We start from the raw sequence: 25,397 nt of genomic DNA, 5'->3' as shown, positions 1-25,397 counted from the left end.
TTGCGCCGGTCGGTGCGCCGTCGTCGCCGAGCATGCCGAACGCGGGGCCCGCGCGCGACACGACGGTGTGCCGAGAGCGTAAGATGGTAGGAGAGTAGGAATCTCTCACCGGAGGACGACATGACCATCCTCACCCTTCGCCCCAAGAACCAGGTCACCGTGCCCAAGGAGATCGCCGAGGCAGCCGGGCTCCACGTGGGCGATGCCCTGGACTTCTCTGTGGTGGACGGCTCCGTGGTGATCTCGAAGGTCGAGCTGGGGCGCCCCGTGGACACCCCCCGCCCCAGCGCCGAGGACTGGCTGGCGGCAGCTGACTACGTCGGCGAACGCGACAGGGAGCTCCTGAACCGGCTCGCACAATGATCCACCTGGTGCCCCCGCACATCGCCCTGCGCATGTTCGAGGTCGCCGAGCGCATCAGGCCCGTCGTCCGCGATCTGGGGCTGCTCGAGGCATCCCTCTCACGCGCGAGCATGACCTCCTACGGCCAGGAGCTCTACCCCGGGATCCACCTCAAGATGGCGGCGACTCTCGACTCGGTGAACCGCAACCATCCGCTCGTCGACGGCAACAAGCGGCTTTCCTGGATCGTCGTCGCCGCCACGTACCGCGTGAACGGTCATCCGGATCCGGTCGGAACCGTGGACGAGCACGAGTCCCTGGTTCTCGAGGTGGCTTCCGACCATCCCGAGCTGGACCGGATCGCCGAGCAGCTCGAGTCCATGTTCGGCGCTGCCGAGGACACGTCAGACGCTCAGGCCGGCCGACCGACCTGAGCGTCCGCCGCCGGGCGGGCTCAGGGCGTCTCGGCGGCGAGCGTCGCGACCTCGCGCACGGACTCCGCGATCGCCCGGAAGTCCTTCTTGAGGATCGCGCCGTGGTTGCTGGCGACCTTCGCGCCGATCGTGATGTGCGGGTTCCGGGCGGTCACACCGCCGAGGCTGGTACGGATGACCTCCTGCTCGTCGCCCTTGCTGCCGAGAGACCTGCCCGAGGCGACCACGTACTGGGTCGGGACGGTGATGCGGTCGAGCACCGGGCCGAGCTCGCTCTCGCGCGAGATCCAGCCGAGCTCGATGTTGCTGTCGGCCTGCTGGTCGGCGCTCATCCGCGGGGTGATGCCCGTCAGCCGGAGCGGGACCGTCAACCACCTCATCCGGCGGAACATCGTGCGGATCCGGCGCTCCATAGCCTCGTCGATCCAGTCGTACGGGTACGCGCCGTCCACCAGGACCGCGCCGAGCGCACGGTCGGGGTTCCGGCTGGCCCAGTGCGACGCGACGAAGGCCCCGTAGGACCAGCCCACCACGATCGCCCGCTCCACACCCCGGGCCGCCAGGACGGCGTCGACGTCCCGGAGGGCGGCCGCGAAGGAGTAGTCCGCCGAGGTCCCGGACCTCCTGCCCCGGGCCCGCTCGTCGTAGGTGATGTGCCGGAAGCCGGTGCCGAGCTCGTCGACGACCCGCCGCCAGTAGCCCTGGGTGGCGAACTGGCCGTTGAGGTAGACCACCGGGATCCCGGTGCCGCCCGTGTCGGTCACGGCCAGGGCGGTGTCGTCGACCGGCACCGTGCCGGTCCACGTGGAGCTGGTCGCGGACGCGCTGTCGTTCGTCATGCTCTCTCCTTGTTATCTCCTGGGCAGGTGCGGATCGGGCCGGGGGCTCAGAGGCTGTGGGCGCTGATGTCGCCCTGCATGGTCGTCGCGCGGATGTCGAGCTCGGTGGTGCCGGTGTTCGTGAGGGAGTTGCTGACCCGGCCGAGGCTGGTGCCGGCGTCCAGGGCGGCGGAGACGCCGGCGGCGGCGCCGACCGAGATGTTCCCGGACTGCGTCTCGAGCACGACCGTGCCGCGGGTGGCCTCGCCGATCCGGATGTCGCCGCGAAGGGTGCTGATCTGCGCGGGACCGGTCAGGCGCCCGACCTCGACGTCGCCGTCCGTCGCGCCCAGGCGCCCGCCGGTGGCCTCGTCGATCTTGATCTGCCGGTAGGCGCCCTCGAAGACGACCTCACCGAGGCGGCCGACGCCGCGCAGCTCCGAGGCGGCCGAGGTGGCCTCGACGCGAGAGCCGGCGGGCAGCTGGATGGTGACCTCGACGGCCCCGGACGGGCCGAGGAGCTTGTGGGCGGGCTCGGGCGCGCTGACCCGCAGGACGCCGTCGCCGTAGGTGACGGTGGTCCGCTCGGCGGCCTTGACGTCACGACCCTTGGCCGGGTCGGCCGGCAGCACCTCGACGGTGGTCTCGGTGCGGTCGGCCGCGATGACCTGGACCCGGCCGGCCGGGGTGTCGACGACGGCGGTGACGGCGGAGGGGGTGGTGAACTGCTGCATCATGGTCTGCTCCTGGTCTCGGTGCTGCGCGTCTTTCTGATATCGGAAACGCTACGTTGCTTTCCGAATCTCTACAAGCAGTTCGTTGCACTCCGGAAATGTCCGCGCAGGTCAGAGCACCATATTCGTTGCAACGGCCCGCGACACAACGCAACGAGCGGACGAGGAATCATTGCAATGGTTCAGCACTGAACGCTATGGTGGAGCCGTCAGACCCGCCACGAGCACCCGAGGGGAACGGCATGCCGGGAGGCAGACTCACCAAGCAGGAACGCCAGCAGATCGCGACGGGACTGGCCGACAGCCGGCCGTACGCCGAGATCGCCCGCAGCATCGACCGCCCGACCTCGACGGTCACCCGTGAGGTGATGCGCAACGGAGGTCCCACCGCCTACCGCGCCGACCTGGCCCACCGCGCCACCGAACGCCGCGCGCAGCGGCGCAGGCCCACCTCCCCGCGCGGCCCGGAGTCGGCCCTGCCGGCCCACGGTCGCGACGCCGCGGCGGTGGCCGACTACGAGGAGACCCTCACCACCGTCCTCATGGGTTCCGGCCTGCCCCGGATGACTGCCCGGGTGCTGACCTGCCTGTTCATCAGCGACACGGGCAGCCACACCGCGTCCGAGCTCGCCCGCCACCTCCAGGTCAGCCCGGGGTCCATCTCCAAGGCGATCTCCTTCCTGGAGAGCCAGAGCCTCGTCCGTCGCGAACGGGACGACCGCCGTCGCGAGCGCTACGTCGTCGACAACGAGCTCTTCTACCAGGCGACCATCGCCGGAGCGCGAGCCAACACCGCGCTCGCCGAGACCGCACGGCAGGGCGCGCGGGTACTCGGCCCGCACACCCCCGCGGCGGCCCGCCTGGAGAACATCGCCCGGTTCATGGACTTCGTCGCCGAGAGCATCGCCCGCGCGGCGGAGCAGGCCCGCGAGATCCTGCACGCCCAGCCCGCGCCGACGTCGGACGATGCTGCCGCCCCGCCCGGCCGGGACCGCGGGTAGGCAGTGCTCCGACCCGGCTACAGCGGCAGGTCCCCCGGCACCGGCACGTCCTCGTCCCGGGCCCGCGCGGGCAGGCCGACGTCCCAGAACTGGATGGTCTGGAGCGTCCAGAACAGGGCGAAGACGAGCATCATCAGGGCCTCGACCACGAACAGCGTCTGCGGGAACACGCCGGGGAACCACCGGTCCAGCACCACCATGGCGGACAGGCCCACGACGAGGACCGCGGCCATCACCACGGCGATCCACCGGTACCAGACCCGGTACGCCGCCGCCGACATGCCGCGCAGCCGTTCCAGGGCCTGCGCGGTGACCACCCGGTCCGAGCCGTTGATCCAGGCGACCGCCACGAGGCAGGCGAACAGCAGCACGGCCGCCGCGTAGTGCGCCACGGTCAGGAAGCTCGCGGGCCACGCCAGCAGCCACGTACCGGTGCCCGCCCACGCCAGCCAGGTGAGCCACAGGTCCCAGCCCGCCGGCCCGCCGAGGTCGCGCCGCCGCGGCCAGGTGGCGAGCGCGAGCACCACGCCGCCGACCAGCAGCAGCGTGCCCACGTTGTTGGTCACCCGCTCCGGCACGTCGAGGCAGTACGGCTCGGCGGTGCACATCGTGGCGTCCAGCGGCGTCGGCACCAGGGCCACGAGGACGGCGAGCAGGCCCGCGAAGTTGAGCAGCACCTCCTCCGCGCCCCGCCGCCCCTTGATCGCCACGAGGCATACGCCGATACCGACCAGCGCGCTCACGAAGATGCTCTGCACGGGCGAGTAGAAGTACGCGCTGATCGACGCGTGCCACCACTCCTCACCCGACGCGAGCCGTCCGTGGTCGGCCAGGATCTGCCAGGTCAGCGACACGAACAGCACCAGCACGACGGCCACGATCGCCACCCGGAGGTAGCGGTAGGTGAGCCTGGCCGGGTCCCCCTGCTTGATCACCATCTGATCACCACTTGATCCCCATGGCCACACTGTGGCGCACATGCCACAGATCGGACAATGTTGCACGGCCTCAGCCCGCGGTCGTGAACCGCTCCTCGACGTCCGCCAGCAGCGGGCGTGCGTTCCGGAGCACGAACGCGAGCCAGACCACCACGACCAGGCCGAACACCACCTCCGACGTCAGCACGACCACCCCGCCCGCGAGCACCAGGAGGGAGAGCGTGCCGAGCGTGACCAGCGGGCGGGCAGCGAGGTAGTAGGCGGCGAGCCGCGCCGCGTCCCGCGTCCGGAAGCCGAAGAACGAGACGATGACCAGCGCGTTCACGGACCAGAGCAGCACCCCCGCGCCGATCACCAGGAGGGCCGGCGCGAACCACCGCGGCACGCCCGCCGCTTCCAGGTTCGCGAGCGATACGCCCAGCAACCCCAGCACGACGAGCGCGGGCGTCCACACCCGCAGCACGTCCGCCCAGTTCAGGCGATATCCGCGCCAGAACGACGCGGCGGGCCGGAGTGCGTCCGCCGTGGCTCGCTCGCGGAGCGCGAACAGGCCCGCCGAGGCGGCGGGACCCAGCGGCAGCAGGCACAGCACGACGAACGGGGCGTTGCCGACCGACCTGTCCAGCAGCGCGAGCACGACCAGTCCGGGCAGCGACGTGAGCACGAGCAGCAGCTCGACCACGAGGTACCAGTAGACGGCGTTCGCCCCCCGGCCCAGAGGCCCGTCGCCGTACTCCCTGCGCTCAGCCACGGCCCAGGATCCGCGCGTCATCGAGCCACGGCGGGGTCTCGTCCCGCACGCCGTCGACGGTCACCAGCGTCACGCCGTGCCGGCCGAGGGTCAGGTCGAGCTCGACGCGGCCGCCGTCCGCCGTCGGGACCACGGGCAGGGAGTACGCGCGGCGGGCGGGCTCGCTCGCCTCGTGCAGCGCGTCGAGCTGCCGGGCCGACGGCGACGCGGGCCGCCCCATCTCCCGCCAGGCCGCCCAGGCGTTGCCGGCGACCTCGTCGACATCGTGCCGCATGACGAACGCCCGCGACGTCTCAGACGTGGGGGTCGCCCGGGCGGCCTGGGGGTCCGACACCGGGGGACGGCTGAGGGGGAGGCTGAGGCGGAGCTCGTGGCGGGGCGGCTCCGGGCCGTCGTCCGTGCCACCCACCGGCTGCCACGCGAGCACCGTGACCTGCCCGGTCCCCGCGTGCCGCGTGACCAGGTGGTCCGTGCCGCGCGCGAGCACCTCCTGGCCCATCCGCGCCAGGAACGCGTACAGGTGGAACGTCGGCTTGCGCACCTGGCGGTGGGCCAGCATGCCGAACCCGCCGTGGAAGAACGACGCCGGGACGCCCTCCTCCTCGAACGTGTCGCTGAAGGTCCAGTACGCGAACGAGTCGGCGTGCTGCCCGCCGCCCGCGAGCACCGGCGCCAGGTAGGCCGCGTTGTACGCGGTGTCGTGCACCGGGTTGTCCGGCCGGTAGCTCGTGTTGAACTCCGTGACGTGCAGCGGCCGGTCCGCGAGCGCCGTCCCCGCGAGGATCTCGCGCGGCCGGGCGAACTGGTCCAGCAGGTCCTGGGGCCGGCGGAGCGTCTGGTAGACGCCGAACGGCACGTGCTGGGCGGGTCCGGAGGCGTAGGCGTGCACCGACAGGAAGTCGGCGGGCAGGTCGCGCGCGGTGACGAAGTCGGCGAAGGGCTTCCACCAGTCGTCGGCGCCGGGAGACAGGGCGGGGCCGCCCACCCGCAGCTCGGCGTCGACGTCCTTCACGGCGAGCACCGATGCCTCGTAGAGGCGGAAGTACGCCTCCTGGTCGGCGCCTGCCCAGAAGTGCGTGAGGTTGGGCTCGTTCCACACCTCGACGGGCCAGGTGCGCACCTCGTCGATGCCGTACCGGTCGACGAGGTGGCGCAGCAGGGCCTGCACGAGCCGTGCCCACTCGGCGTGGTCGCGCGGCGGGGTGACGTTGCCGTGCCACCAGAACACGGTCTGGTTGCCGGACGCGAGGCCGCGGGGCATGAAACCGAGCTCGAGGAACGGTTTGATGCCGAGGCCGAGGTAGGCGTCGATCACCTGGTCGACGTACGTGAAGACGTAGGCGGTACCCCGGTGGCCGGCGACGTCGTACGGCCTGTGGACGGCGACGTCGTCGTGCAGGATGCCGTGGCCCCGGATGTACCGGAACCCGATGTCGCGCTGCACGAGCGCCAGGGAGTCCTGGTAGTCGCGACGCAGAGCGAGGTTGAACCGTCCGGTGCCGAGGCAGGTGCGCCAGGCGTCGCTGAGGCTTCCGGCGGGCTCGGTCGGCACGATGGTGCGGGGCACAGGTCTCCTTGGTGGGTGGTTCAGGCATGGCCAGGTGTGCGGGCGCCACAGGCGGCCCGCACACCTGGCGCAGGGGTCACTCGCCGCCGGAGACGGCGCTGTTGGCCAGCTCGACGTAGTCGGCCATCCCGGCCGCCTCGAGCTCGGCGACGTAGTCGTCCCACTCGCTGAGGGGCCGGTCACCGACGATGAACTGCGCGGTGTTCTGGTAGACGATGTCCTGCAGGTTCGTCTGGTAGAGCGTCGCCTGCTCCTGCTCCATCTCGTCGTACGTGATGGCCGGCGGGAGGGGCAGCTCCTCCTTCGCGTTCATCCCGTCGAGGAACTCGACGACCTCGTCCCGCAGCATCGACTTGTCGAGTTCCTCCGTGGACCCGTGGGCGAGCATCCAGACCCCGTTGTGGTAGCCGAAGTCCTTGCGGAGCTCCTTGGGCGCGCCGGGGTTCAGGCCGTTGACGTCGATGTCCTCGTTGAGCACGCGCTTGTCGCCGTCCCACTCGAAGGTCTCGCCCTCGACACCCCACTTGGCGAACTCGAGGCCTTCGTCCGAGTAGTACAGCCAGTCGACGAACTGCAGCATCGCGAGGAAGTCCTCGTCCTTCGCCGCCTCGGCGCCGAACACGATGCCGGACTCGCGGCGCGAGCCCGCCGAGAGGTAGCTGCCGTACGGCCCGGCGGGCACGACGATCTGGTGCACCTCGGCGTCCTTGGTGCCCAGCTGGTCGAAGTTGTCCCGGTACTTCACGAGCTCCTGGTCGTTCGAGCTGATGGCGGCCACGCTGCCGGACGCGAACTTCTGCTCGCCCTGCTCCATCTCCTGGGTGACGGACTCGGGATCCATCAGCCCCTCCTCGACGAGCGAGGCGAAGTAGGTCACCAGGTCCCGGTAGCCGTCCGAGGCTCCGGCGTAGGTGAACTCACCGGCCTCCTCGTCCCACCACAGCCCGTTGATGAACCCGGTGCCCGCCGAGGTGCCGAAGTTGGGCGCGGCGGCGTTGAGCGTCTGCTCCATCGGGCTGTTGATCGACCACTTGTCGCTGAACGGGTAGTCGATGTCCGGGTTGGCCTCCTTGACGGCCTCGAGCTGCTCCTTGAACTCGTCCCAGGTCTCGGGGTCCTCCGTGATGCCCGCCTTCTCCCAGAGGTCGGCACGGACCGCGATGGAGTACTGCGGCTTCGCGATCTCGTGGATGCCGGGAAGGATGTAGTACTTCCCGTCCTCCTGCCGCAGCTGCTCGACCTCGGCCTCCAGGCCCCACTTCTCGATCTTGTCGAGGAAGTGGGGCATGTGCTCCACGTAGTCCGAGATGGGCAGCAGGGCGTTGCGGAACTGCGTCTCCTCGCCGGCGTAGATGGAGGGCATGATGTCGGGGCCGTCGCCCGAGCTGATCAGCACCGAGCGGCGCGTGGCCAGGTCGGCGAGCGGCACGTTGACGTACTCGAACTCGACGTTCTGGTCGTTCTTGAGGTGCTCGACGATGGGCCAGTCGGCCTTGAAGGGGTAGTCGGGGTGGTCGCGGTACAGGAGGCTGAAGCTGACCGGCTCGGTGGCCTTGAACGTGGTGCCGACCTCGAAGTCCTCCATGTAGCCGACCTGCGACTCCATGTCGATGCCGGCGGCCTCCTCCTCGCCGCCGCTGGTCGAGCACGCCGTGAGCGTGACGACCAGGGCGGTCGCGGCGAAGCTGGCCGCGGCCCTCCTCGGGGTGATCCTCATGGTTCTCCTTCAGGTTGTGAACGCCGTCGTTCGGGACGGTCAGGCTGGATCGAGATGGTCGTCGTGCCTGCCGGCGGAGGTCAGCCCTTGACGGAGCCGAGCATCACGCCGGACACGAAGTACTTCTGGATGAACGGGTACACGCAGACGATCGGCAGGACCGTGAGCAGCATCGCCACGGACTGGACGTTCGCCTGGATCTGCACCGTGTCGCTGCCGAGGTCGGTCGTGGACGTGGCCGCGGCGAGGAGGTTGCGCAGGTAGAGCGTGACCGGGTACATGTCCCGGTCGTTCAGGTACAGGTACGCCTGGAACCACGAGTTCCAGAACTGGACGGCGTAGAACAGCGTCATCGTGGCGATGACGGCCTTGGACAGCGGGAGCACGATGCGGAAGAAGACGCCGTACTGCGTCATGCCGTCGATCTCGGCGGCTTCCTCCAGCTCCTTGGGGAAGTTGTCGAAGAACGACTTCATGACGAGCAGGTTGAAGACGTTGATCGCTCCGGGCACGACGATCGCCCACATCGTGTTCTTGAACCCGATCGCGTCGATGAGCAGGTAGTTCGGGATCAGCCCGCCCGCGTAGAGCATGGTCACCATGGCCAGGCCGATCAGGACGCCCCGGCCCTTCAGGTACGGCTTCGACAGCGCGTAGGCGAAGGTCGTGGTCAGCGCCATCGCGATCGCCGTGGCGAGCAGGGTGTACACGATCGTGTTCCGGTAGTTGACCCAGAAGATCGAGTCCCCCATCACGCTCGCGAAGGTCGTCAGGTTGAACCCGCGCGGCCACAGGTTGACCTCGCCGGCGGCGATGTAGGCCTGCGAGCTGAACGCCTTCGCCACCATGTTGATGAAGGGGTAGAGCGTCAGGAACGTGATGACCACCAGGACCAGCCCGTTGACGACCCGGAACGCCCGGTAGCCCGGCGTGTCCCTGACCGTCGTGGTGGTCGCCCGGACCGCCGTGATGTCGGGAGTGTTCGTCGTCACCACAGGGAGGCTCCTACCGCTCGCTTCGAGATCTGGTTGGCCGTGACGACCAGCGCGACGCCGATGAGTGCCTCGAACAGGCCGATCGCCGCGGCGAACGAGTAGTTGCCGCCCTCACCGATCCCCACGCGGTACAGGTATGTGGACAGCACGTCGGCCGTGTCGTACGTCAGGGGGTTGTACAGGAGCAGCACCTTCTCGAACCCGACGGCCATGAAGGTGCCGATGTTCAGGATGAGCAGCACCATCATCGTCGGGCGGATGCCGGGGAGGGTGATGTGCCAGGTCTGCTGCCACCGGTTGGCCCCGTCGATCCGGGACGCCTCGTAGAGCTGGTCGTCGATGGTGGTCAGCGCGGCGAGGTAGAGGATCGTGCCCCAGCCGACCGTCTGCCACACCTCCGAGGTGAGGTAGATCGTGCGGAACCAGTCGGCGCGCTGCATGAACGGGATCGCCTCGCCACCGAACCCCTCGATGATCTGGTTGATCGTGCCGTTGATCGCGGTGAGCTGGAACACCATGCCCGCCACGATGACGATCGACATGAAGTGCGGCAGGTAGGTGATCGTCTGGACCACCCGCTTGAAGAGGCGTGACCGCAGCTCGTTCAGCAGGAGCGCCAGGATGATCGGCAGCGGGAAGCAGATCAGCAGGGTCAGCCCACCCAGGACGACCGTGTTCCAGAAGACGTCCCAGAACGGCTTGCTCTGGATGAACATCTGGAAGTAGTAGAGGCCGACCCACTCGTCGCCGAACATCGAGCCACCCGGGCGGTACCTCCGGAAGGCGATCACGTTCCCGATCATCGGGACGTAGCGGAACACCAGCAGGAAGATCACCGGGAGCACGACGAACGTGTACAGCCGCCAGTGCCTGCGCAGGGACACCCGCCACGTCTCACGGTCGCGAAGCTGCTGCGCCGGCGGCGGGGGCCCGGCGTCCACGGCTGCGCCCCCGATGCCCCCACCGGGCGGCCCACCACCCGTCCGCGGTACGGCCTCGACCGTGCCTGTCCCTCGTGCCATCAAGTCCTCCGGTCACCGCGCCGTGCCGGACCCCGTCAGAGGACGCCACGTCGTCGTGGAACGTTTTCGAAACTATCGGCACCAGTACCGACAGTCATTGGCTGGGACATTAGGGCGGCGACCGTCACACCGTCAAGACCACCCCAGGTCCCGCTCGGTCACGATGTGGTCACGCCAGGTTCGCTGCTGGAAGGCCCGTTGGTGGTGTAGCGTCAGCATCGAAACTTTCAAGATCTTGATCGAAAGGCCTGGCGGATGACGGACAGGCGGTCTGGTCCCACCATCGCGGCGATCGCCGGCGAGCTCGGCCTGTCGGTACCCACGGTCTCGAAGGTCCTCAACGGCCGCGCCGACGTGGCACCCGCCACCCGCGACCGGGTCGAGGCCGCGCTGGAGAAGCACCAGTACCGTCGGCGGCGTCCCGCCGCCGCGCCCGCCGGGACCGGCCTGATCGACCTCGTGTTCCACCGGCTCGGCTCGGCGTGGTCCATGGAGATCATCCGCGGCGTCGAGGCCGCGGCCGCCGAGTCGCAGACCAGCGTGATCCTGTCCGAGCTGGGCGGCGTGCACCGCCCCCCGGCCCGGTGGCTGGACACGACGATCGCGCGGCCGCCCCTGGGGGTGCTGCTGGTGGCGGCCAACCTGTCCGAGGGGCAGCACCAGCAGCTCGACCGGCGCGGCATCCCGTACGTCGTGATCGACACCGACGGCGAACCGCCGGCCGACGTCGCCTCGGTGGGCTCGGACAACTGGAACGGCGGACTCGCGGCCACCCGGCACCTGCTCGCCCTGGGCCATCGCCGCATCGCGATGATCACCGGCCCGTGGGACATGCTGTGCAGCCGCGCCCGCGTGGACGGGTTCCGCTCGGCGCACGAGGAGGCGGGCGCCGCCGTCGACCCCACGCTCGTGCGCTCGGGAAACTTCTACGTCGAGGCGGGGTTCCAGCACGGGCTGGAGCTGCTGTCGCTGCCCGACCGCCCCACCGCGGTGTTCGCGGGCTCCGACATGCAGGCGCTCGGGCTGCTGCGCGCGGCGCACCAGCTCGGGCTGCGCGTGCCGGAGGACCTGTCGGTGGTGGGCTACGACGACCTGCCGCTGGCCTCGTGGGTGGGCCCGCCCCTGACGACGGTGCGGCAGCCGCTCCGCGAGATGGGAGCGGCCGCCACCGAGATCCTGCTGGACATGGCCCGCGGGAGGTCGCCGAAGGTGCGCCGGCTCAACCTGTCGACGGAGCTCGTGGTGCGCGAGTCGACGGCGGCGCCGGCCTGACCGCCGTCAGACCGCGCGCGCGTGGGCCGCGAGGCGGTCGAACGCCGCATCGAGCTCCGGGTCGACCACCTGGGCCTCCGGGTGCGCGTCGAACCACGAGAGCTGCTCCTGGGCCCCGACGTCGTAGGTGATGGTGGTACCGAACTCGGGTACGAGGCGCCGCACCTTGGAGATGTCGAAGACCATGGAGTGCGCCTTGTCGCCCACCAGGCCGGGACCCAGGTCGGGCAGCACGCGCGCGATCGTCTCGGACGCCACGTGCACCAGGTCCGGGCTGCTCACCCCCGCGGCCTGTGCCAGCCAGGTGTAGATCTGGTCCCACGTGGGGGCGTGGGTGCCGGTGATGTGGAACGACTCCCCCACGGCCAGCGGGTTGCCGAGCAGGCCCACGAAGCCGACCGCGAAGTCCTCGGTGTGGGTGATCGTCCACAGGGACGTGCCGTCGCCGTGGACGATCACGGGCTTGCCCGCGCGCATGCGCGCCACGTCCGTCCAGCCGCCCGACGTCGGCAGCAGGGTGCGGTCGTAGGTGTGCGACGGGCGCACGATCGTCATCGGGAAGCCGTTGTCCCGGTACTCGCGGACCAGCAGGTCCTCGCACGCGATCTTGTCGCGCGAGTACTGCCAGAACGGGTTGCGCAGCGGCGTCGACTCCCGCACCGGCAGGGCCGACGGCGGCGTCTGGTACGCCGACGCCGACGAGATGAACACGTACTGCCCCGTGCGCCCCGAGAACTGCGCCACGTCGCGCGCCACGTGCTCCGGGCCGAACGCCCGGAACTGCGCGACGACGTCGAACTCGCGACCGCCCAGCGCGGCCGCGACCGCCTGCGCGTCGTTCGCGTCGGCGACCAGCGTCTCGACCTCGGCGGGCAGCGGCCGCGTCGCGGATCTGCCCCGGTTGAGCACGGTCACCCGGTGCCCGAGCCGCGCGGCCCGGGCCACCGAGGCATGGCTGATGATTCCGCTTCCACCGATGAACAAGATGCGCTGGGACATGCGGCCAATCCTTGCACCGAAAGCCCCGTCTGCGCTGGTCGGCGGGGTGATCAGCGCTGCACGCGCGCGCTGCCCCCGCCGGCCAGCTTCGCGACCTCCGCGAGCGTCACCATGGTGGTGTCGCCGGGGGTCGTCATGGCGAGCGCACCGTGCGCGGCGCCGTACTCGACCGCATCCTGGAGCGTGTCCAGCTCCAGGAGCCCGTAGGCGAGCCCGGACGCGAACGAGTCGCCGCCGCCCACGCGGTCGAAGATCTCCAGGTCGGCCCGGTGGGTCGCCTCGGCGAAGCCCTCGGCACGCGACCAGGCGATCGCGCCCCAGTCGTTGCGGGACGCCGAGCGCACGCCGCGCAGCGTCGTCGCGATCACCTGGAAGTTCGGGTAGGCCTCCGACGCGGTCTTGATCATCGCGCGGAACGCGCCCGTGTCCAGGTCGGTCAGGTTCTCGTCGACGCCCTCGACCTCGAAGCCGAGCGAGGCCGTGAAGTCCTCCTCGTTGCCGATCATGACGTCCACGTGCTGCGCCAGACGACGGTTGACCTCGCGCGCCCGCTCCTCGCCCCCGATGCCCTTCCACAGCGAGGGCCGGTAGTTGAGGTCGTACGAGACGATCGTGCCGTGCCGGCGGGCCGCGGCCATCGCGGCCTCGGCGACGTCGGCCGTCGACTCCGAGAGCGCCGCGAAGATGCCGCCGGTGTGCAGCCAGCGCACACCGCGGGCGAAGAGCGCGTCCCAGTCGACGTCGTCGGGCCGCATCTGGGAGATCGCGGTGTTCCCGCGGTCGCTGACGCCCACCGCGCCGCGCACGCCGAACCCGCGCTCGGTGAAGTTCAGGCCGTTGCGCACCGTGCGGCCGATGCCGTCGTACGGCACCCACTGCACGTACTGCGTGTCGAGGCCGCCGGTGAGCATGAAGTCCTCGACCAGGCGGCCGATCTCGTTGTCGGCGAGCGCGGTGACGACCGCACCACGCAGGCCGAAGCAGCGCCGCAGGCCGCGGGCGACGTTGTACTCGCCGCCACCCTCCCAGACGTCGAAGCGGCGGGCGGTGCGCACACGGCGGTCGCCCGGGTCGAGGCGCAGCATGACCTCGCCCAAGGCGACGACGTCGTAGGCGCTCTCGGCGGCGGGCCGGACGGTCAGGGACGTGCTCATCGGGCGTTCTCCTCGTCGATCGTGCGGGCGAGGGCGACCGCCTCGCTGGTGCGGCGGGTGATCTCGGCCCAGTCGCCGGCCGTGACGAGCGAGCGCTCGACCATCCACGAGCCGCCGACCGCGAGCACCGGCTGCAGCCCGAGGTAGTCGCCCAGGTTGGCGCCGCTGACGCCGCCGGTCGGCACGAACCGCACGCCCGGGAACGGGGCGGAGAACGCCTTGATCGCGGCAGGCCCGCCGACGACGGCCGCGGGGAACAGCTTCACCACGTCGATCCCCAGGTCGAGCGCGGCCATGATCTCCGACGGCGTCGCGACGCCCGGCAGCACGGGCACGCCGTGCTCCTGCGCGCGGCGCACGACGGCGGCGGACAGCCCGGGCGACACGATGTAGCGCGCGCCCGCGGCCACGACGTCGTCCACCTGCTCGGCGGTGGTCACAGTGCCCGCCCCGACCACGACGTCGGGGTGGTTCTTCGCCACCGCGCGGATGGCGTCGACGCCGCCGGCCAGGCGCAGCGTGATCTCGGCGACGGGCAGGCCGCCCGCGACGAGCGCGTCGGCCAGGCGGGCGCCCTCGTCGGCGCCGTCGACCACGACGACCGGCACGAGCCGGTGCGCCGCCAGCGCGTCGAGGACCGGGGAGTCGGGGGATGACATGCGTGCTCCGTTTCGCTATGGTGAACGCCTGTTGTTCACTGCGGAACGCATGCTACGTGAGGAGCCCCATGGAAGCCAGCCCGCTCGGCAGCGTCGACAAGGCGCTGCTCGCCCTCGACACCCTCGCGGGCCTGGGCCCCGAGGGTGCGCCGCTGGCCGCGCTCGCCCAGGCCGTGGGCGTCAGCAAGCCGACCCTGCACCGCACGCTCGCCGCCCTGCGGCACCGCGGCTACGCCGAGCAGACGGCCGACGGCGCCTACCGGCTGGGCCCCTCGGCGCTGGCCCTGGGCAGCGCCTACCTGGCGGAGGAGAACCTGCCCGCCCTGCTGCACCCCGCCCTGGCGGCGCTCAGCGCCGAGGTCGACGAGCTGGTGCACCTGGGCGTGCTCGCCGGGCGCGAGGTGGTCTACCTCGACAAGGTGGAACCGCAGCGCGCGGTCCGCGTGTGGTCGGCGGTCGGACGGCGGCGGCCCGCCGCGACGACGGCACTCGGCCGGGCGCTGCTGTCGACGCAGGACCTGGATGACGCGGCGCTGGAGCGGTACGCGGGCGCGGCCGACGCGGACGCTCGTGGTGCGGGCGCTGGTGGTGCGGGCGCGGGCGGTGCGGGCGCGGGCGGCCCCGGCGCGGCAGGCCCGGGCGACGGCGCCCGGCGGCTGCGCGAGGTGCTCGCGGAGGCTCGGCGTGCCGGCGTCGCCGGGGAGACCGAGGAGAACGAGCCGGGCATCGCGTGCGTCGCGGTCCCGGTGCTGCGCGCCGGCCGGGCCGTGGCGGCGGTGAGCATCACGGCGCCGGTCGAGCGGCTGCGGGGCGCGGCCCGGGCGGAGCGCGTCCGCGCGTTGCGCGAGCTGCTGCCGCCCCTCCTCCCGGCGGGCCTGGTGGTCCCGCCGTCGGCCCCCTGACGGCGACATCGATCACCTGACGTGCCGCCCTGACCACGCCGAGTCAGCGCGAAAGGTGCGCCGCCACCCAGCGATCGTGCCCAGAACCAGGTGTGGTTCTGGGCACGATCGCTGGGTGGCGGCGCGCCTTCGCCCGGGCCCGGGCACGACAGAGGCCCGGCCACCCCTCTCGGGGTGACCGGGCCTCTGTCAGGGGACTACCTGGGGATCACGCCCCGCCGGCAGCCATCTGGCCCGACGGCGGCAGGTCCCGCGGCACCAGGCCGGCGCCCGCGGGCACCGACTGGGGCTCCGCGCTGGTCGGGCGGCGACGCTCGTCGCGCTCCACCCCGCGGAAGGAGAACTCGCCGAGGATGCCCTCGCCCTCGCCGTCCACGATCACCAGCTGGCCCGCCGTGAGCTCGCCGAACAGGATCTTCTCGGACAGCGTGTCCTCGATCTCCCGCTGGATCGCCCTCTTGAGCGGACGGGCGCCGAGCACCGGGTCGTAACCCTTCTCCGCCAGCAGGTGCTTCGCGGCGGGGGTGAGCTCGATGCCCATGTCCCGGTCGCGCAGGCGACGGTCGAGCTTCGCGATCTCGAGGTCGACGATCTGGATGATCTCGTCCTGCGAGAGCTGCGGGAACACGACCGTGTCGTCCACACGGTTGAGGAACTCCGGCCGGAAGTGCTGCTTGAGCTCCTCGTTGACCTTCGCCTTCATGCGCTCGTAGGAGGTCACCAGGTCGCCGCCGGAGTTGAAGCCGGTCTGGACGCCCTTGGCGATGTCCCGCGTGCCGAGGTTGGTGGTCATGATGATCACGGTGTTCTTGAAGTCGACGACGCGACCCTGGGAGTCCGTGAGGCGACCGTCCTCGAGCACCTGCAGCAGCGAGTTGAAGATGTCGGCGTGCGCCTTCTCCACCTCGTCGAACAGGACCACGGAGAACGGCTTGCGGCGCACCTTCTCGGTGAGCTGGCCACCCTCGTCGTAGCCGACGTATCCGGGCGGGGAGCCGAACAGTCGCGAGACCGTGTGCTTCTCCGAGAACTCGGACATGTCGAGCTGGATGAGCGCGTCCTCGTCACCGAACAGGAACTCGGCGAGCGCCTTGGCGAGCTCAGTCTTACCGACACCCGTGGGGCCGGCGAAGATGAACGAACCACCCGGACGCTTCGGGTCCTTGAGGCCGGCACGCGTACGGCGGATCGCCTGCGACAGAGCCTTGATCGCGGCCTCCTGGCCGACGACCCGCTTGTGCAGCTCGTCCTCCATGTGGAGCAGCCGGCTGGACTCCTCCTCGGTGAGCTTGACGACCGGGATGCCCGTGGACATCGCCAGCACCTCGGCGATCAGCTCGTCGTCGACCTCCGCGACCGTGTCGAGGTCGCCCGACTTCCAGGCCTTCTCCTTGTCGGCACGGACCTGCGTGAGCTGCTTCTCCTTGTCACGCAGACCGGCGGCCTTCTCGAAGTCCTGCTCGTCGATCGCCGACTCCTTCTCGCGGCGTGCCTCGGCGATGGACTCGTCGAGCTCCTTGAGCTCCGGCGGCGCCGTCATGCGACGGATGCGCAGGCGGGCCCCGGCCTCGTCGATCAGGTCGATCGCCTTGTCCGGGAGGAACCGGTCGTTGATGTACCGGTCCGCGAGCGTGGCCGCGGAGACGAGCGCGGAGTCCGTGATGGACACGCGGTGGTGCGCCTCGTAGCGGTCGCGCAGGCCCTTGAGGATCTCGATGGCGTGCTCGAGCGACGGCTCGGACACCTGGATGGGCTGGAAGCGCCGCTCCAGGGCCGGGTCCTTCTCGACGTACTTGCGGTACTCGTCGAGCGTCGTGGCACCGATCGTCTGCAGCTCGCCGCGAGCCAGCATGGGCTTGAGGATCGAGGCCGCGTCGATGGCACCCTCGGCGGCACCCGCACCCACGAGGGTGTGGATCTCGTCGATGAACAGGATGATGTCGCCGCGCGTGCGGATCTCCTTGAGCACCTTCTTGAGGCGCTCCTCGAAGTCACCGCGGTAGCGCGAGCCGGCCACCAGGGCGCCCAGGTCCAGCGTGTAGAGCTGCTTGTCCTTGAGCGTCTCGGGGACGTCGCCCTTGACGATGTCCTGGGCGAGGCCCTCGACGACCGCCGTCTTGCCGACGCCGGGCTCGCCGATCAGCACCGGGTTGTTCTTGGTGCGGCGGGACAGCACCTGCATGACCCGCTCGATCTCCTGCGTGCGCCCGATGACCGGGTCGAGCTTGCCCTCGCGCGCGGCCTGGGTGAGGTTGCGGCCGAACTGGTCGAGCACTGCCGAACCAGCGGGCTGGCCCTCCTGGGGGCCGCCGGCCGAGACCGGCTCCTTGCCCTGGTAGCCGCTCAGCAGCTGGATGACCTGCTGACGGACCTTGTTGAGGTCGGCACCCATCTTGGTGAGCACCTGGGCGGCGACGCCCTCACCCTCGCGGATGAGGCCGAGCAGGATGTGCTCGGTACCGATGTAGTTGTGACCCAGCTGCAGCGCCTCGCGGAGCGACAGCTCCAGCACCTTCTTGGCGCGCGGGGTGAAGGGGATGTGCCCGCTCGGCGCCTGCTGCCCCTCACCGATGATCTCGGTGACCTGGGTGCGGACGCCGTCGAGCGAGATCCCGAGCGACTCCAGAGCCTTGGCCGCTACGCCCTCACCCTCGTGGATGAGGCCGAGCAGGATGTGCTCCGTGCCGATGTAGTTGTGGTTCAGCATCCGCGCCTCTTCCTGGGCGAGGACGACGACCCGACGGGCGCGATCCGTAAATCTCTCGAACATGTGCTGCTCCCTCACGAGCGGCGTACACCTGCACCGGCGGTACCAGGCCTGACCGCAATGACTCTATGCGCTCCCAACGCACCCACCTACCGGTTGATGCCCTTGTTCGCCAGGGGCGTGACGATGGACGGTCCAGGGACGGCAAACGGCGACCCGCGGGGCGCGACACGCCCGGGAACGGCCCGCGGACGGCGCGTCCAGGCTGATTTCGCGCCGATTCCGCGCAGTTTCTGGCCGTGGTCGTTGACGCCTCACCCGCTACCCGGCAGTCTCGTCCCAGACGCAACCCGCCCCGGGGAGGCCACATGGCGGACGAACCGAGCCCGACCCCCGAGTCCTGGGAACAGATCGTCGCGCGCTTCGCCCGGTTCTCGGGCGTCGTGGGCGAGGTGGACGACCCCCTGACCTGGGGACTGGACCTCGTCGAGGAGGAGGTCACCGGCGCGGCCGACAGCGACGACCCCACCGAGGAGCGGTTCCTGCGGTCCTACCGCACCTTCTCGGGCGAGACGGTCGAGGTCGAGACGCTCCGGGTGCCCGCGACGCCCGCCCAGGTCGAGGACATCGTCCGCGCCGCCTGCAGCGGCGCGCTCGTGGCGCCCCTGCACGCCGACGTCGACCCGGCCGCGCCGCCGGAGATCACCGACGTCGCGGACCTGGCGGAGTCGTACCAGGACTACCGCAGCGCGATGCGGGCCATCGTCGCGGAGGTCGACGACGTGCCCTGCGAGACCCGGCAGTTCCGGGTCGACGGCACCGCCACGCGCTGCATGCGCGTCACCGTCCGCAACGTGACCGCCGTCTACTCACCCGCGGCCGACCGTGCGGTGGTCGTGACGGGTCCGACGGACCTGGTGGACCGCGTGGACGTCGTCACTCGGCCCATCCGCAACCTGCTGCACGGTGAGGAAGGCCCGCGGTTCTGACCCGGCCTCACCCCGGTTACGCACCCTTTGGGGTGGTGTGCGGCGGTAGGATCACCGCTGTGATCCGCGCCACTGCCTCCACCGCACGCCTGCGGTCGACGGCGCAGGGCCCCCGCGCACGGCGCGCCGCTCTGGTCCCCGTGCTGGTGGCGACGGCGTTCGCCCTGGTGAGCGGGGTCGTCGTCGGGCCGGGGGCGGCCGCGGCCGAGCTCGACGACGACGAGCTGCGGGTCAGCGCCGCCGGCGTCGCCTTCGAGCCGAGCCGCTGGACCGACGAGCTCGCGTACGTCGTGCGGCCCGCCGGATCCGGTCGCGGCGGGCAGGCCTTCACCCGTCGCCTGAGCCGCGACGAGCAGCGCGCCGGCTGGGCCGCGTTCTGGGAGGCCCACCAGAGGTACCCGGACGGCTACTGCGTCGTCTGGGTCGAGGTGGAGGACACGGGCACCTGGCACGACCCGGGACAGGGCAGCGCCTGCACCGCGGCCCCGCCGCCGACGGCGCAGCCCACGCCCGCGCCGACCGCCACGACGTCCCGGCCCACGCCGGCTCCGACCCCGGAGCCGGGACGGCCGGAGCCCACACCGACGCCGGACCCGACACCGGCCGCGAGCAAGACCCCGAGCCCGACGCCGACGCCGTCCGCGTCCGCGACACCCAGCCCGAGCGCGTCGCCGTCCGCGACATCCACGCCGAGCCCGTCGCCCTCGCGCGCGCTGCCGACGGCGGCGCTCATGGAGGGCATCCCTCCGCAGCAGCCACCACCCGCCCGGACGCAGGCCGGCGCCGTCGAGGAGCACGAGCTCATCTCGCCGCTGGGCTGGGTGGCCGTGCTCGGCACAGGTGCCGGGCTCACCGCCGGCGGCCTGCTGCTGCTCTGGCGGCGCCTCACCTGACGTCACGGCAGACTGGCCCCGTGACCATCCCCGCGGGCCTCCTCCTGACACCCGGCGCGGGCGCGAGCCGGGAGAGCCCGGCGCTCGTGACCGTCGAGCGCACCCTGGCCGACGCCGACCCGCCGCTGGCGGTACGCCGGGTCGACTTCCCGTACCGCCTGGAGGGGCGCCGCATGCCCGACCGGCCACCGGTCGCCGTCGCGCACCTGCGGGCCGAGGCCGGGGCCTGGGCCGGCGAGCTCGGGGTGCCGACGGACCGCCTGCTGCTCGGCGGGCGCTCCTACGGGGGTCGGATGTGCTCGATGGCCGTCGCCGAGGGGCTGCCGGCGGCGGGTCTGGTGCTGCTGAGCTACCCCCTGCACCCGCCGGGCAGGCCGGAGAAGCTCCGCGTCGAGCACTTCGGGGACATCGAGGTGCCCACGCTGTTCGTGTCCGGCGACAAGGACCAGTTCGGTACGCCCGAGGAGCTCGCCGAGCACGCCGCGACCATCCCGGGGCCGGTCACCACCGTGACGTTGTCCGGCGCCCACGACATGCGCGGCGTCGCACGCGAGAAGGCCGTGGCCGAGGCCGTCGCGGCCTGGGTCGTGACGCTCTGAGAGCCGCTCAGCGTCCGCCGGCCGGCTTCTCGGGGTAGTCCGGCGGCGTCTTGTCGAGCTCGATCGCGATCTCGCGCCGCTCGGCGACGATGTGGGCGCGCTCCTCGTCGCGCTGCTTCAGCGCGTCGGTCTGGAGGTCGGGGCTCAGGTGGTCCCAGTACAGGGTGCCGTCGAGGTGCTGCGACTCGTGGATGAAGCAGCGCGCCAGGTATCCGGCGCCCGAGAGCTGCACCGGAGCCCCGTGCTGGTCCACGCCCCGCACGCTCGCCCGGCCCGGCCGCTCCAGCGGCTCGTAGGCGCCCGGCACGGACAGGCAGCCCTCCTCCTCCGTCGCCGGCTCGGCGTCGAGGTCCATCTCGAGCACCGGGTTCACGACGTGCCCGACGTGCCGGTCCCCCGCGGCGTCCGTGAGGTCGTACACGAACACCCGCAGGTCGACGCCGACCTGGGGCGCGGCGAGGCCCACGCCCTGCGCGGACTCCATGGTGGCGAACATGTCGTCGATCAGGCGGGCGAGCTCCGGCGTCGAGAACTCCTCGACCGTCCGCGCGGGCGTGTGCAGCACGGGCTCGCCGATCTCGGTGATGCGCAGCACCCGGCCGCGCTCCACCTCGGGGGCGATCGCGGGGTACTCCTCGACCGGCTCGCCGAGCAGGTAGGTGACGGGCTTGCTGCGCCGGGTGCGGGTCCATGCCATGGCACAGAGGGTACCTTCGACGCATGCAGCCCAGCCCGATCCGCGACGCCGCGCGCGGGGCGGGCTACGTGCTCGACGACGCCCAGCGCGCCGCCGCCGACCGTCTCGAGGACGTGCTGCGCGGCACGGCTCCGCGTTCCGGCGTCTACCTGTGGGGTCCCGTGGGCCGGGGCAAGACCTGGCTCCTGGACCGGTTCCACGACGCGGCCGGCGGGCCGCGCTTCCACTTCCACGAGTTCTACCGCGCCCTGCACGCGGAGGTCTGGGCCCGTACCGGCACTGCCGACGCCATGGACCGCGCCCTCGACACCCTGCTCGGCGACGCCTCCGTGCTCTGCTTCGACGAGCTCCACCTGCACGACGCCGGGGACGCGACACTGCTCTCCCGGGCGCTGCGCGTGCTGCTCGCGCGGGGCGTGACGCTCGTCGCGACGTCGAACTACCCGCCACAGGGCCTGCTGCCCGACCCGCTGTTCCACGAGCTCGCGGAGCCGCTCATCGCGGCCCTGGAGACGGCACTGGAGGTGGTCCCCGTGGACGGCCCGGTGGACTACCGCACGCGGCGGCCCGCAGCCGACGGCGGGTCGCTCGGCGGCGGGTGGCGCTCCGGCGCCGTCGTCCCGGCGACGGACGGCGAGCCCGCACCGCCGGCACCCCACGAGGCAGTGGACGTGCCCCTGCGCGGCGGGCGGAGCATCCGGGCCCTGCACGCGACCGACGACGCCGTGTGGTTCGACTTCCTGGGCCTGTGCGCCGCACCGGTGTCCGCGCTGGACGTGCTCGGGCTGGCAGAGCGGTTCGACCGCTGGGTGGTCTCCGACCTGGTGCCGTTCGCCGACTGCCACGTGAACACGCAGCAGCGGTTCGTGCACCTGGTGGACGTGCTGTACGACCGCGACCAGCCCCTCGTCGTCACGACGCCCGGACCGCTGGACGACGTGCTCGCGGTGCCGGCCGACCGTCCTGCGCCGCCCGACCTGGCCCGCGCGGTGAGCCGGCTGCGCCAGCTGGGCACCGGACGGGCCGCGACCGCCGGGCGTGCGGCGCGATGAGCCTGCGCGCACGCGCCGTTCCCGCCCTCGCCGCCCTGCTCACGGTCGCGGCAGGCCTGTCCGTCCGGTCCGTGCTCACCGGGGACCTGGCCAAGTACGGGGGCGACGCGCTCTACGCCCTGCTCATCTTCTGGCTGGTGCTGGTGGTCGCTCCGCGCACGCGCGGGTGGGTCGCGGCGCTGGTCGCGGCCGGCTTCAGCGTCACGATCGAGCTCTTCCAGCTCACCGGCGTCCCCGCCGCGCTGGGCGGCACAGCGCGCTCGCGCGCTTGGTGCTCGGCACCACGTTCAATGCGCCGGACCTGCCGTTCTACGTCGTCGGCGCGGCGCTGGGCTGGGCTCTGAGGGCCACGGCGTGTCGCGCCCGGGCGCGTCGCCCGGGGAAGAGCCGCCTTCCCGCGGACGGGTTGCTCTGAGTAGACCGTGTCTACCGTCCGCAACACACCCGCGAGAAAGTGGTCCCCGGCCGAGGCCCGTGCCGGCCCCGGCGCCCACCGGGCGTGCGCCGGGAGTACCCGCGATGCGCAGCGCCCCTCCCGAGACGCAGGAAAACCCCGCCCTACCGTGGCGTGACGCCTGGTAGACCGGGGTTTCCTGAACGGAGCCGCCTGTGGGAATCGAACCCACGACCTTCTCATTACGAGTGAGACGCTCTGCCGACTGAGCTAAGGCGGCGCTCGCACCGCACACCGGTCACGACCGGATGGGTGAGCGGGCCCAACTGTACCCAATGCACCGCCCAGGTTCCAAAGCGAAACCGTGTGACGTGCTCGACCCGCCCCGAGCGGCTCTCAGCAGGTGAGCCCGTCGTCCGGCACGGTGCCCTCCAGCAGGTACTTCTCGACGGCGTTGGCCACGCACGCGTTGGACCGCCCGTACGCCGTGTGTCCCTCGCCCTCGTAGGTCACCAGCACGGCCGAGGACAGGGTCTTGGCCAGCGACTGGGCCCAGCGGTAGGGCGTGGCGGGGTCGTTCGTGGTGCCGACGACGACGATCGGCGGGGCACCCTCGGCTGCGGGGTCGAACTCCTGCTTCGCCGGCGGGTACGGCCAGTCGGTGCACTCGATGCCGGAGTAGCCGAACGACTCGCCCAGCGTCGGGGCCGCCTCCTGGATCTGGGCGGCCAGCGCCTGCATGGTGCCCATGTCTTCCTCGGCGCGGGCGTCGGCGCAGTTGATCGCGCGGAACGCCTCCTCGCTGTTGGACTTGAACGTGCCGTCCTCGTTCCGGTCGTTGTAGACGTCGGCGAGGTAGAGCAGGTCGTCGCCCGTGCCCTGCTGGAGCACCTCCCGCAGCGCCTGCGTGAGGAACGACCAGGACGCCTCGTCGTACATCGTGACCGCGACGCCGTAGAACGCGAGCTTCTTCGTCACGAAGCGTCCGGACGACGTCGGGATGGGGTTGGGCTCGGCGTCCTCGACGATGGCCTGGATCTGCTGGAGGCCGCTGGTGACGTCGCCCGTGAGCGGGCAGTCGCTACCGGCCTGGCAGTCGGTCACGTAGGCGCGCAGGGCGCTCTCGAAGCCCTCGGCCTGCTGGAGCGCCACCTCGTCCGAGCTCAGCGTCGGGTCGAGCGCACCGTCCAGGACCAGGCGGCCCGCACGCTTCGGGAACAGACCGGCGTAGGTGGCGCCGAGCTGGGTGCCGTAGGAGTAGCCCAGGTAGCTGAGCTTGTCGTCGCCCAGCGCGCCACGGAGCATGTCCATGTCGCGTGCCGCCGACTGCGTGTCCACGTTGCCCAGCAGCGGCCCCGTGTTCTCCGCGCACGCCTGGCCCCACGCCCGCACGGAGTCCTTCCGGGCCTCGAGACCCGCCTCCGTGTAGGGGTAGTCCTTGCTCAGGAACTCGTCCTTGCCGGCGTCGTCGTAGCACGTCACCGGCGTCGACTGGCCCACACCGCGCGGGTCGAAGCCCACGATGTCGTACGACGAGCGCAGCGCCTGCCCGAACCGCCCCGGGTCGCCCACGAACTCGACCCCGGAGCCGCCCGGCCCGCCCGGGTTGACCAGCAGCGACCCGATCTTCTGCCCCGTGGCCGGGATCCGCTTGAGCGCGATCTCGATGCTGCCGGCGCCCGCGTCGTGCCAGGACAGCGGCGCGGACGCCGTGGCGCACTGGAAGGGTTCGCCGCAGTCGGTCCACTCCAACGACTGGCCGTAGTAGTCCTCGAAACCCTCGGGCGCGCCCTCCGTCGCCGAGCCGTCCGACCGGCCCACGTCCTCCAGCGCCGTCTGCACCTTCGGCGGCGCGCCGCACGCGGCGAGGAGCAGGACGGTGGTGAGCAACGTGGCGACGACGGCCGCAGGCTGACGACGGCGGGCGGGGCGAATCACCCGGACAACCTACCGGTAGTGCTGGGTAGATTTCTTACCCGCTGGCGAACCGACACGCGACCCTCACGAGTCGAGCCACGCGACCGGTCCGGGCTCCCCCTCCGCAGGTCGCGGCTGCAGCTGGACCTTGCCCTTGTCGCCCAGCATCACCGGGATCTCCGCACCCGTGTCCGCCTCGGCGGGCACCTCGACCACCGTGGTGGTCGGCACGAAGTCCATGGTGCAGATGCCGTCGTCCGCGGGCACGAGCTGCACCGCGAGAACGCCGTCCGCCGCGGCGACGCCGCCGTCCTTGCCGCCCGCGCCGAAGGTCGCCTCGGGCTCGGCGAAGGTGGGGCACGAGCTCGACCCGTTGGTCACGACGTACAGCAGCCCCGCCTCGGGCGACCAGGCCACGCCGACGGTCGACTCGGTGCTGCCCTCCAGGCCCGGCGGCAGGCCGCGCCCGGAGGTGCCCGGCGTCGTCTCCATCTCGGCGGCGTCCGGCAGGCGGTCTTCGTCCGCCGGTTCGCTCGCGTCGTCGGACGGCTCGTCCGTCGGGCTGGGGCTCGCGTCGCTCTGCTCGTCCGACGGCGCCGTGGCCGAGGAGTCGCCACCGGACCCGCCGACGTCGGACTGCGCGCACCCGGAGAGGGCGAGCGCCGCCGTCACCCCGAGTCCCAGCGCCGCCGCCAGTGCTCGTGCCGTGCTGCCGGACTGCTGCATCCGCCTGATCCTCATGCCCAGATCCTTCCACTCGCCGGTGAGAACTGCCGGTCGGGAGGCCGACGACGTCCTCGCGCCGCGCCCCCTACCCCTCACATGTTGCGGCGAGCCCGCGTCT

At 71.5% G+C, this 25,397-nt stretch carries 25 protein-coding genes and 1 tRNA gene; 10 read left to right on the top strand and 16 right to left on the bottom strand.

Going from position 1 to position 25,397, the window contains the following annotated elements; translation table 11 throughout:
• Positions 1 to 120: 120 nt before the first annotated feature.
• Entirely contained in the window at positions 121 to 363 is a 243-nt protein-coding gene (locus APR03_RS04535; RefSeq protein WP_253833181.1) for an AbrB/MazE/SpoVT family DNA-binding domain-containing protein, read from the top strand.
• Positions 360 to 776 (top strand): type II toxin-antitoxin system death-on-curing family toxin, encoded by a 417-nt coding sequence (locus APR03_RS04530; protein ID WP_253833180.1) that lies wholly within the window; start codon positions 360 to 362, stop codon positions 774 to 776. Before APR03_RS04535 ends, APR03_RS04530 begins: the two co-directional genes overlap by 4 nt.
• A gap of 20 nt (positions 777 to 796) precedes the next feature.
• Here APR03_RS04530 and APR03_RS04525 read toward each other — a convergent pair whose 3' ends face one another.
• Both APR03_RS04525 and APR03_RS04520 read right to left on the bottom strand, forming a co-directional pair.
• Positions 797 to 1,615, bottom strand: coding sequence for an alpha/beta fold hydrolase (locus tag APR03_RS04525; protein WP_253833179.1), 819 nt, complete (start codon positions 1,613 to 1,615; stop codon positions 797 to 799).
• A gap of 47 nt (positions 1,616 to 1,662) precedes the next feature.
• Positions 1,663 to 2,331, bottom strand: coding sequence for a DUF4097 family beta strand repeat-containing protein (locus tag APR03_RS04520; RefSeq protein WP_253833178.1), 669 nt, complete (start codon positions 2,329 to 2,331; stop codon positions 1,663 to 1,665).
• Between the two features lie 239 nt (positions 2,332 to 2,570).
• Here APR03_RS04520 and APR03_RS04515 point away from each other — a divergent pair, with 239 nt between their 5' ends.
• Positions 2,571 to 3,329 carry a helix-turn-helix domain-containing protein gene (locus APR03_RS04515; protein ID WP_253833177.1) on the top strand — a complete coding sequence of 253 codons (759 nt, stop codon included), beginning with the start codon at positions 2,571 to 2,573 and terminating at the stop codon, positions 3,327 to 3,329.
• Between the two features lie 17 nt (positions 3,330 to 3,346).
• Here APR03_RS04515 and APR03_RS04510 read toward each other — a convergent pair whose 3' ends face one another.
• From APR03_RS04510 to APR03_RS04485, 6 genes are all read right to left on the bottom strand, one after another.
• Positions 3,347 to 4,267 carry a hypothetical protein gene (locus APR03_RS04510; RefSeq protein ID WP_253833175.1) on the bottom strand — a complete coding sequence of 307 codons (921 nt, stop codon included), beginning with the start codon at positions 4,265 to 4,267 and terminating at the stop codon, positions 3,347 to 3,349.
• A gap of 70 nt (positions 4,268 to 4,337) precedes the next feature.
• Positions 4,338 to 5,018, bottom strand: a complete 681-nt coding sequence (locus tag APR03_RS04505) for a DUF624 domain-containing protein (RefSeq protein ID WP_253833173.1) — start codon at positions 5,016 to 5,018, stop codon at positions 4,338 to 4,340.
• Positions 5,011 to 6,585, bottom strand: a complete 1,575-nt coding sequence (locus tag APR03_RS04500) for a GH39 family glycosyl hydrolase (protein WP_253833171.1) — start codon at positions 6,583 to 6,585, stop codon at positions 5,011 to 5,013. The genes APR03_RS04505 and APR03_RS04500 overlap by 8 nt, the downstream gene beginning before the upstream one ends.
• Before the next feature lie 76 nt (positions 6,586 to 6,661).
• Positions 6,662 to 8,302: an ABC transporter substrate-binding protein gene (locus tag APR03_RS04495; protein WP_253833169.1), complete on the bottom strand. Its 1,641-nt coding sequence runs from the start codon at positions 8,300 to 8,302 to the stop codon at positions 6,662 to 6,664.
• 80 nt (positions 8,303 to 8,382) lie between these two features.
• Positions 8,383 to 9,294: a carbohydrate ABC transporter permease gene (locus tag APR03_RS04490; RefSeq protein WP_372494755.1), complete on the bottom strand. Its 912-nt coding sequence runs from the start codon at positions 9,292 to 9,294 to the stop codon at positions 8,383 to 8,385.
• Positions 9,291 to 10,319, bottom strand: coding sequence for an ABC transporter permease (locus tag APR03_RS04485; protein ID WP_253833166.1), 1,029 nt, complete (start codon positions 10,317 to 10,319; stop codon positions 9,291 to 9,293). The genes APR03_RS04490 and APR03_RS04485 overlap by 4 nt, the downstream gene beginning before the upstream one ends.
• Positions 10,320 to 10,574: 255 nt before the next feature.
• On the opposite strand from APR03_RS04485, the gene APR03_RS04480 reads away from it, so the two are divergent.
• Positions 10,575 to 11,591, top strand: a complete 1,017-nt coding sequence (locus APR03_RS04480) for a LacI family DNA-binding transcriptional regulator (RefSeq protein ID WP_253833165.1) — start codon at positions 10,575 to 10,577, stop codon at positions 11,589 to 11,591.
• 6 nt (positions 11,592 to 11,597) lie between these two features.
• On the opposite strand, the gene APR03_RS04475 is transcribed toward APR03_RS04480, so the two are convergent.
• From APR03_RS04475 to eda, 3 genes are read right to left on the bottom strand one after another with little or no spacing between them, the layout of a single operon-like run.
• Complete coding sequence (locus APR03_RS04475) at positions 11,598 to 12,590, bottom strand: NAD-dependent epimerase/dehydratase family protein (protein ID WP_253833164.1); 993 nt, start codon at positions 12,588 to 12,590, stop codon at positions 11,598 to 11,600.
• Positions 12,591 to 12,640: 50 nt separating this feature from the next.
• Complete coding sequence (locus APR03_RS04470; protein ID WP_253833163.1) at positions 12,641 to 13,744, bottom strand: sugar kinase; 1,104 nt, start codon at positions 13,742 to 13,744, stop codon at positions 12,641 to 12,643.
• Positions 13,741 to 14,403: a bifunctional 4-hydroxy-2-oxoglutarate aldolase/2-dehydro-3-deoxy-phosphogluconate aldolase gene (gene eda / locus APR03_RS04465; RefSeq protein ID WP_253833162.1), complete on the bottom strand. Its 663-nt coding sequence runs from the start codon at positions 14,401 to 14,403 to the stop codon at positions 13,741 to 13,743. Before eda ends, APR03_RS04470 begins: the two co-directional genes overlap by 4 nt.
• A 68-nt stretch (positions 14,404 to 14,471) precedes the next feature.
• On the opposite strand from eda, the gene APR03_RS04460 reads away from it, so the two are divergent.
• Entirely contained in the window at positions 14,472 to 15,305 is an 834-nt protein-coding gene (locus APR03_RS04460) for an IclR family transcriptional regulator (protein WP_253833161.1), read from the top strand.
• A 208-nt stretch (positions 15,306 to 15,513) separates the two neighbouring features.
• Here APR03_RS04460 and APR03_RS04455 read toward each other — a convergent pair whose 3' ends face one another.
• Positions 15,514 to 18,075 carry an ATP-dependent Clp protease ATP-binding subunit gene (locus tag APR03_RS04455; protein ID WP_253833463.1) on the bottom strand — a complete coding sequence of 854 codons (2,562 nt, stop codon included), beginning with the start codon at positions 18,073 to 18,075 and terminating at the stop codon, positions 15,514 to 15,516.
• 305 nt (positions 18,076 to 18,380) lie between these two features.
• Here APR03_RS04455 and APR03_RS04450 point away from each other — a divergent pair, with 305 nt between their 5' ends.
• Genes APR03_RS04450 through APR03_RS04440 form a run of 3 tightly spaced genes read left to right on the top strand, consistent with a single transcriptional unit; the run spans position 18,381 to position 20,493 of the window.
• Positions 18,381 to 19,001: a hypothetical protein gene (locus APR03_RS04450; RefSeq protein WP_253833159.1), complete on the top strand. Its 621-nt coding sequence runs from the start codon at positions 18,381 to 18,383 to the stop codon at positions 18,999 to 19,001.
• Between the two features lie 59 nt (positions 19,002 to 19,060).
• Entirely contained in the window at positions 19,061 to 19,894 is an 834-nt protein-coding gene (locus APR03_RS04445) for a hypothetical protein (protein ID WP_253833482.1), read from the top strand.
• 20 nt (positions 19,895 to 19,914) lie between these two features.
• A complete protein-coding gene (locus tag APR03_RS04440) occupies positions 19,915 to 20,493 on the top strand; it encodes an alpha/beta hydrolase family protein (protein ID WP_253833462.1) in 579 nt (192 codons plus the stop codon).
• A 7-nt stretch (positions 20,494 to 20,500) separates the two neighbouring features.
• Here APR03_RS04440 and def read toward each other — a convergent pair whose 3' ends face one another.
• Positions 20,501 to 21,190 carry a peptide deformylase gene (gene def, locus APR03_RS04435; RefSeq protein ID WP_253833157.1) on the bottom strand — a complete coding sequence of 230 codons (690 nt, stop codon included), beginning with the start codon at positions 21,188 to 21,190 and terminating at the stop codon, positions 20,501 to 20,503.
• A 23-nt stretch (positions 21,191 to 21,213) separates the two neighbouring features.
• Here def and zapE point away from each other — a divergent pair, with 23 nt between their 5' ends.
• Both zapE and APR03_RS04425 read left to right on the top strand, forming a co-directional pair.
• Positions 21,214 to 22,242, top strand: a complete 1,029-nt coding sequence (zapE, locus tag APR03_RS04430; RefSeq protein ID WP_253833155.1) for a cell division protein ZapE — start codon at positions 21,214 to 21,216, stop codon at positions 22,240 to 22,242.
• Entirely contained in the window at positions 22,239 to 22,586 is a 348-nt protein-coding gene (locus APR03_RS04425; protein ID WP_253833153.1) for a ribosomal maturation YjgA family protein, read from the top strand. The genes zapE and APR03_RS04425 overlap by 4 nt, the downstream gene beginning before the upstream one ends.
• A 257-nt stretch (positions 22,587 to 22,843) precedes the next feature.
• Here APR03_RS04425 and APR03_RS04420 read toward each other — a convergent pair.
• The 3 genes from APR03_RS04420 to APR03_RS04410 form a co-directional block, all read right to left on the bottom strand.
• Positions 22,844 to 22,916, bottom strand: a tRNA-Thr gene (locus APR03_RS04420).
• A 116-nt stretch (positions 22,917 to 23,032) separates the two neighbouring features.
• Positions 23,033 to 24,574: an alpha/beta hydrolase gene (locus APR03_RS04415; protein WP_253833152.1), complete on the bottom strand. Its 1,542-nt coding sequence runs from the start codon at positions 24,572 to 24,574 to the stop codon at positions 23,033 to 23,035.
• 63 nt (positions 24,575 to 24,637) lie between these two features.
• Complete coding sequence (locus APR03_RS04410) at positions 24,638 to 25,294, bottom strand: hypothetical protein (RefSeq protein WP_253833150.1); 657 nt, start codon at positions 25,292 to 25,294, stop codon at positions 24,638 to 24,640.
• Between the last annotated feature and the right edge of the window lie 103 nt (positions 25,295 to 25,397).

Origin of the sequence: Promicromonospora thailandica (assembly GCF_024171955.1) — a bacterium.
Taxonomy (GTDB): Bacteria; Actinomycetota; Actinomycetes; order Actinomycetales; family Cellulomonadaceae; genus Promicromonospora; species Promicromonospora thailandica.
Note: the sequence above shows the minus strand (reverse complement) of the source record. Positions and strands in the feature narration are given on the sequence as shown.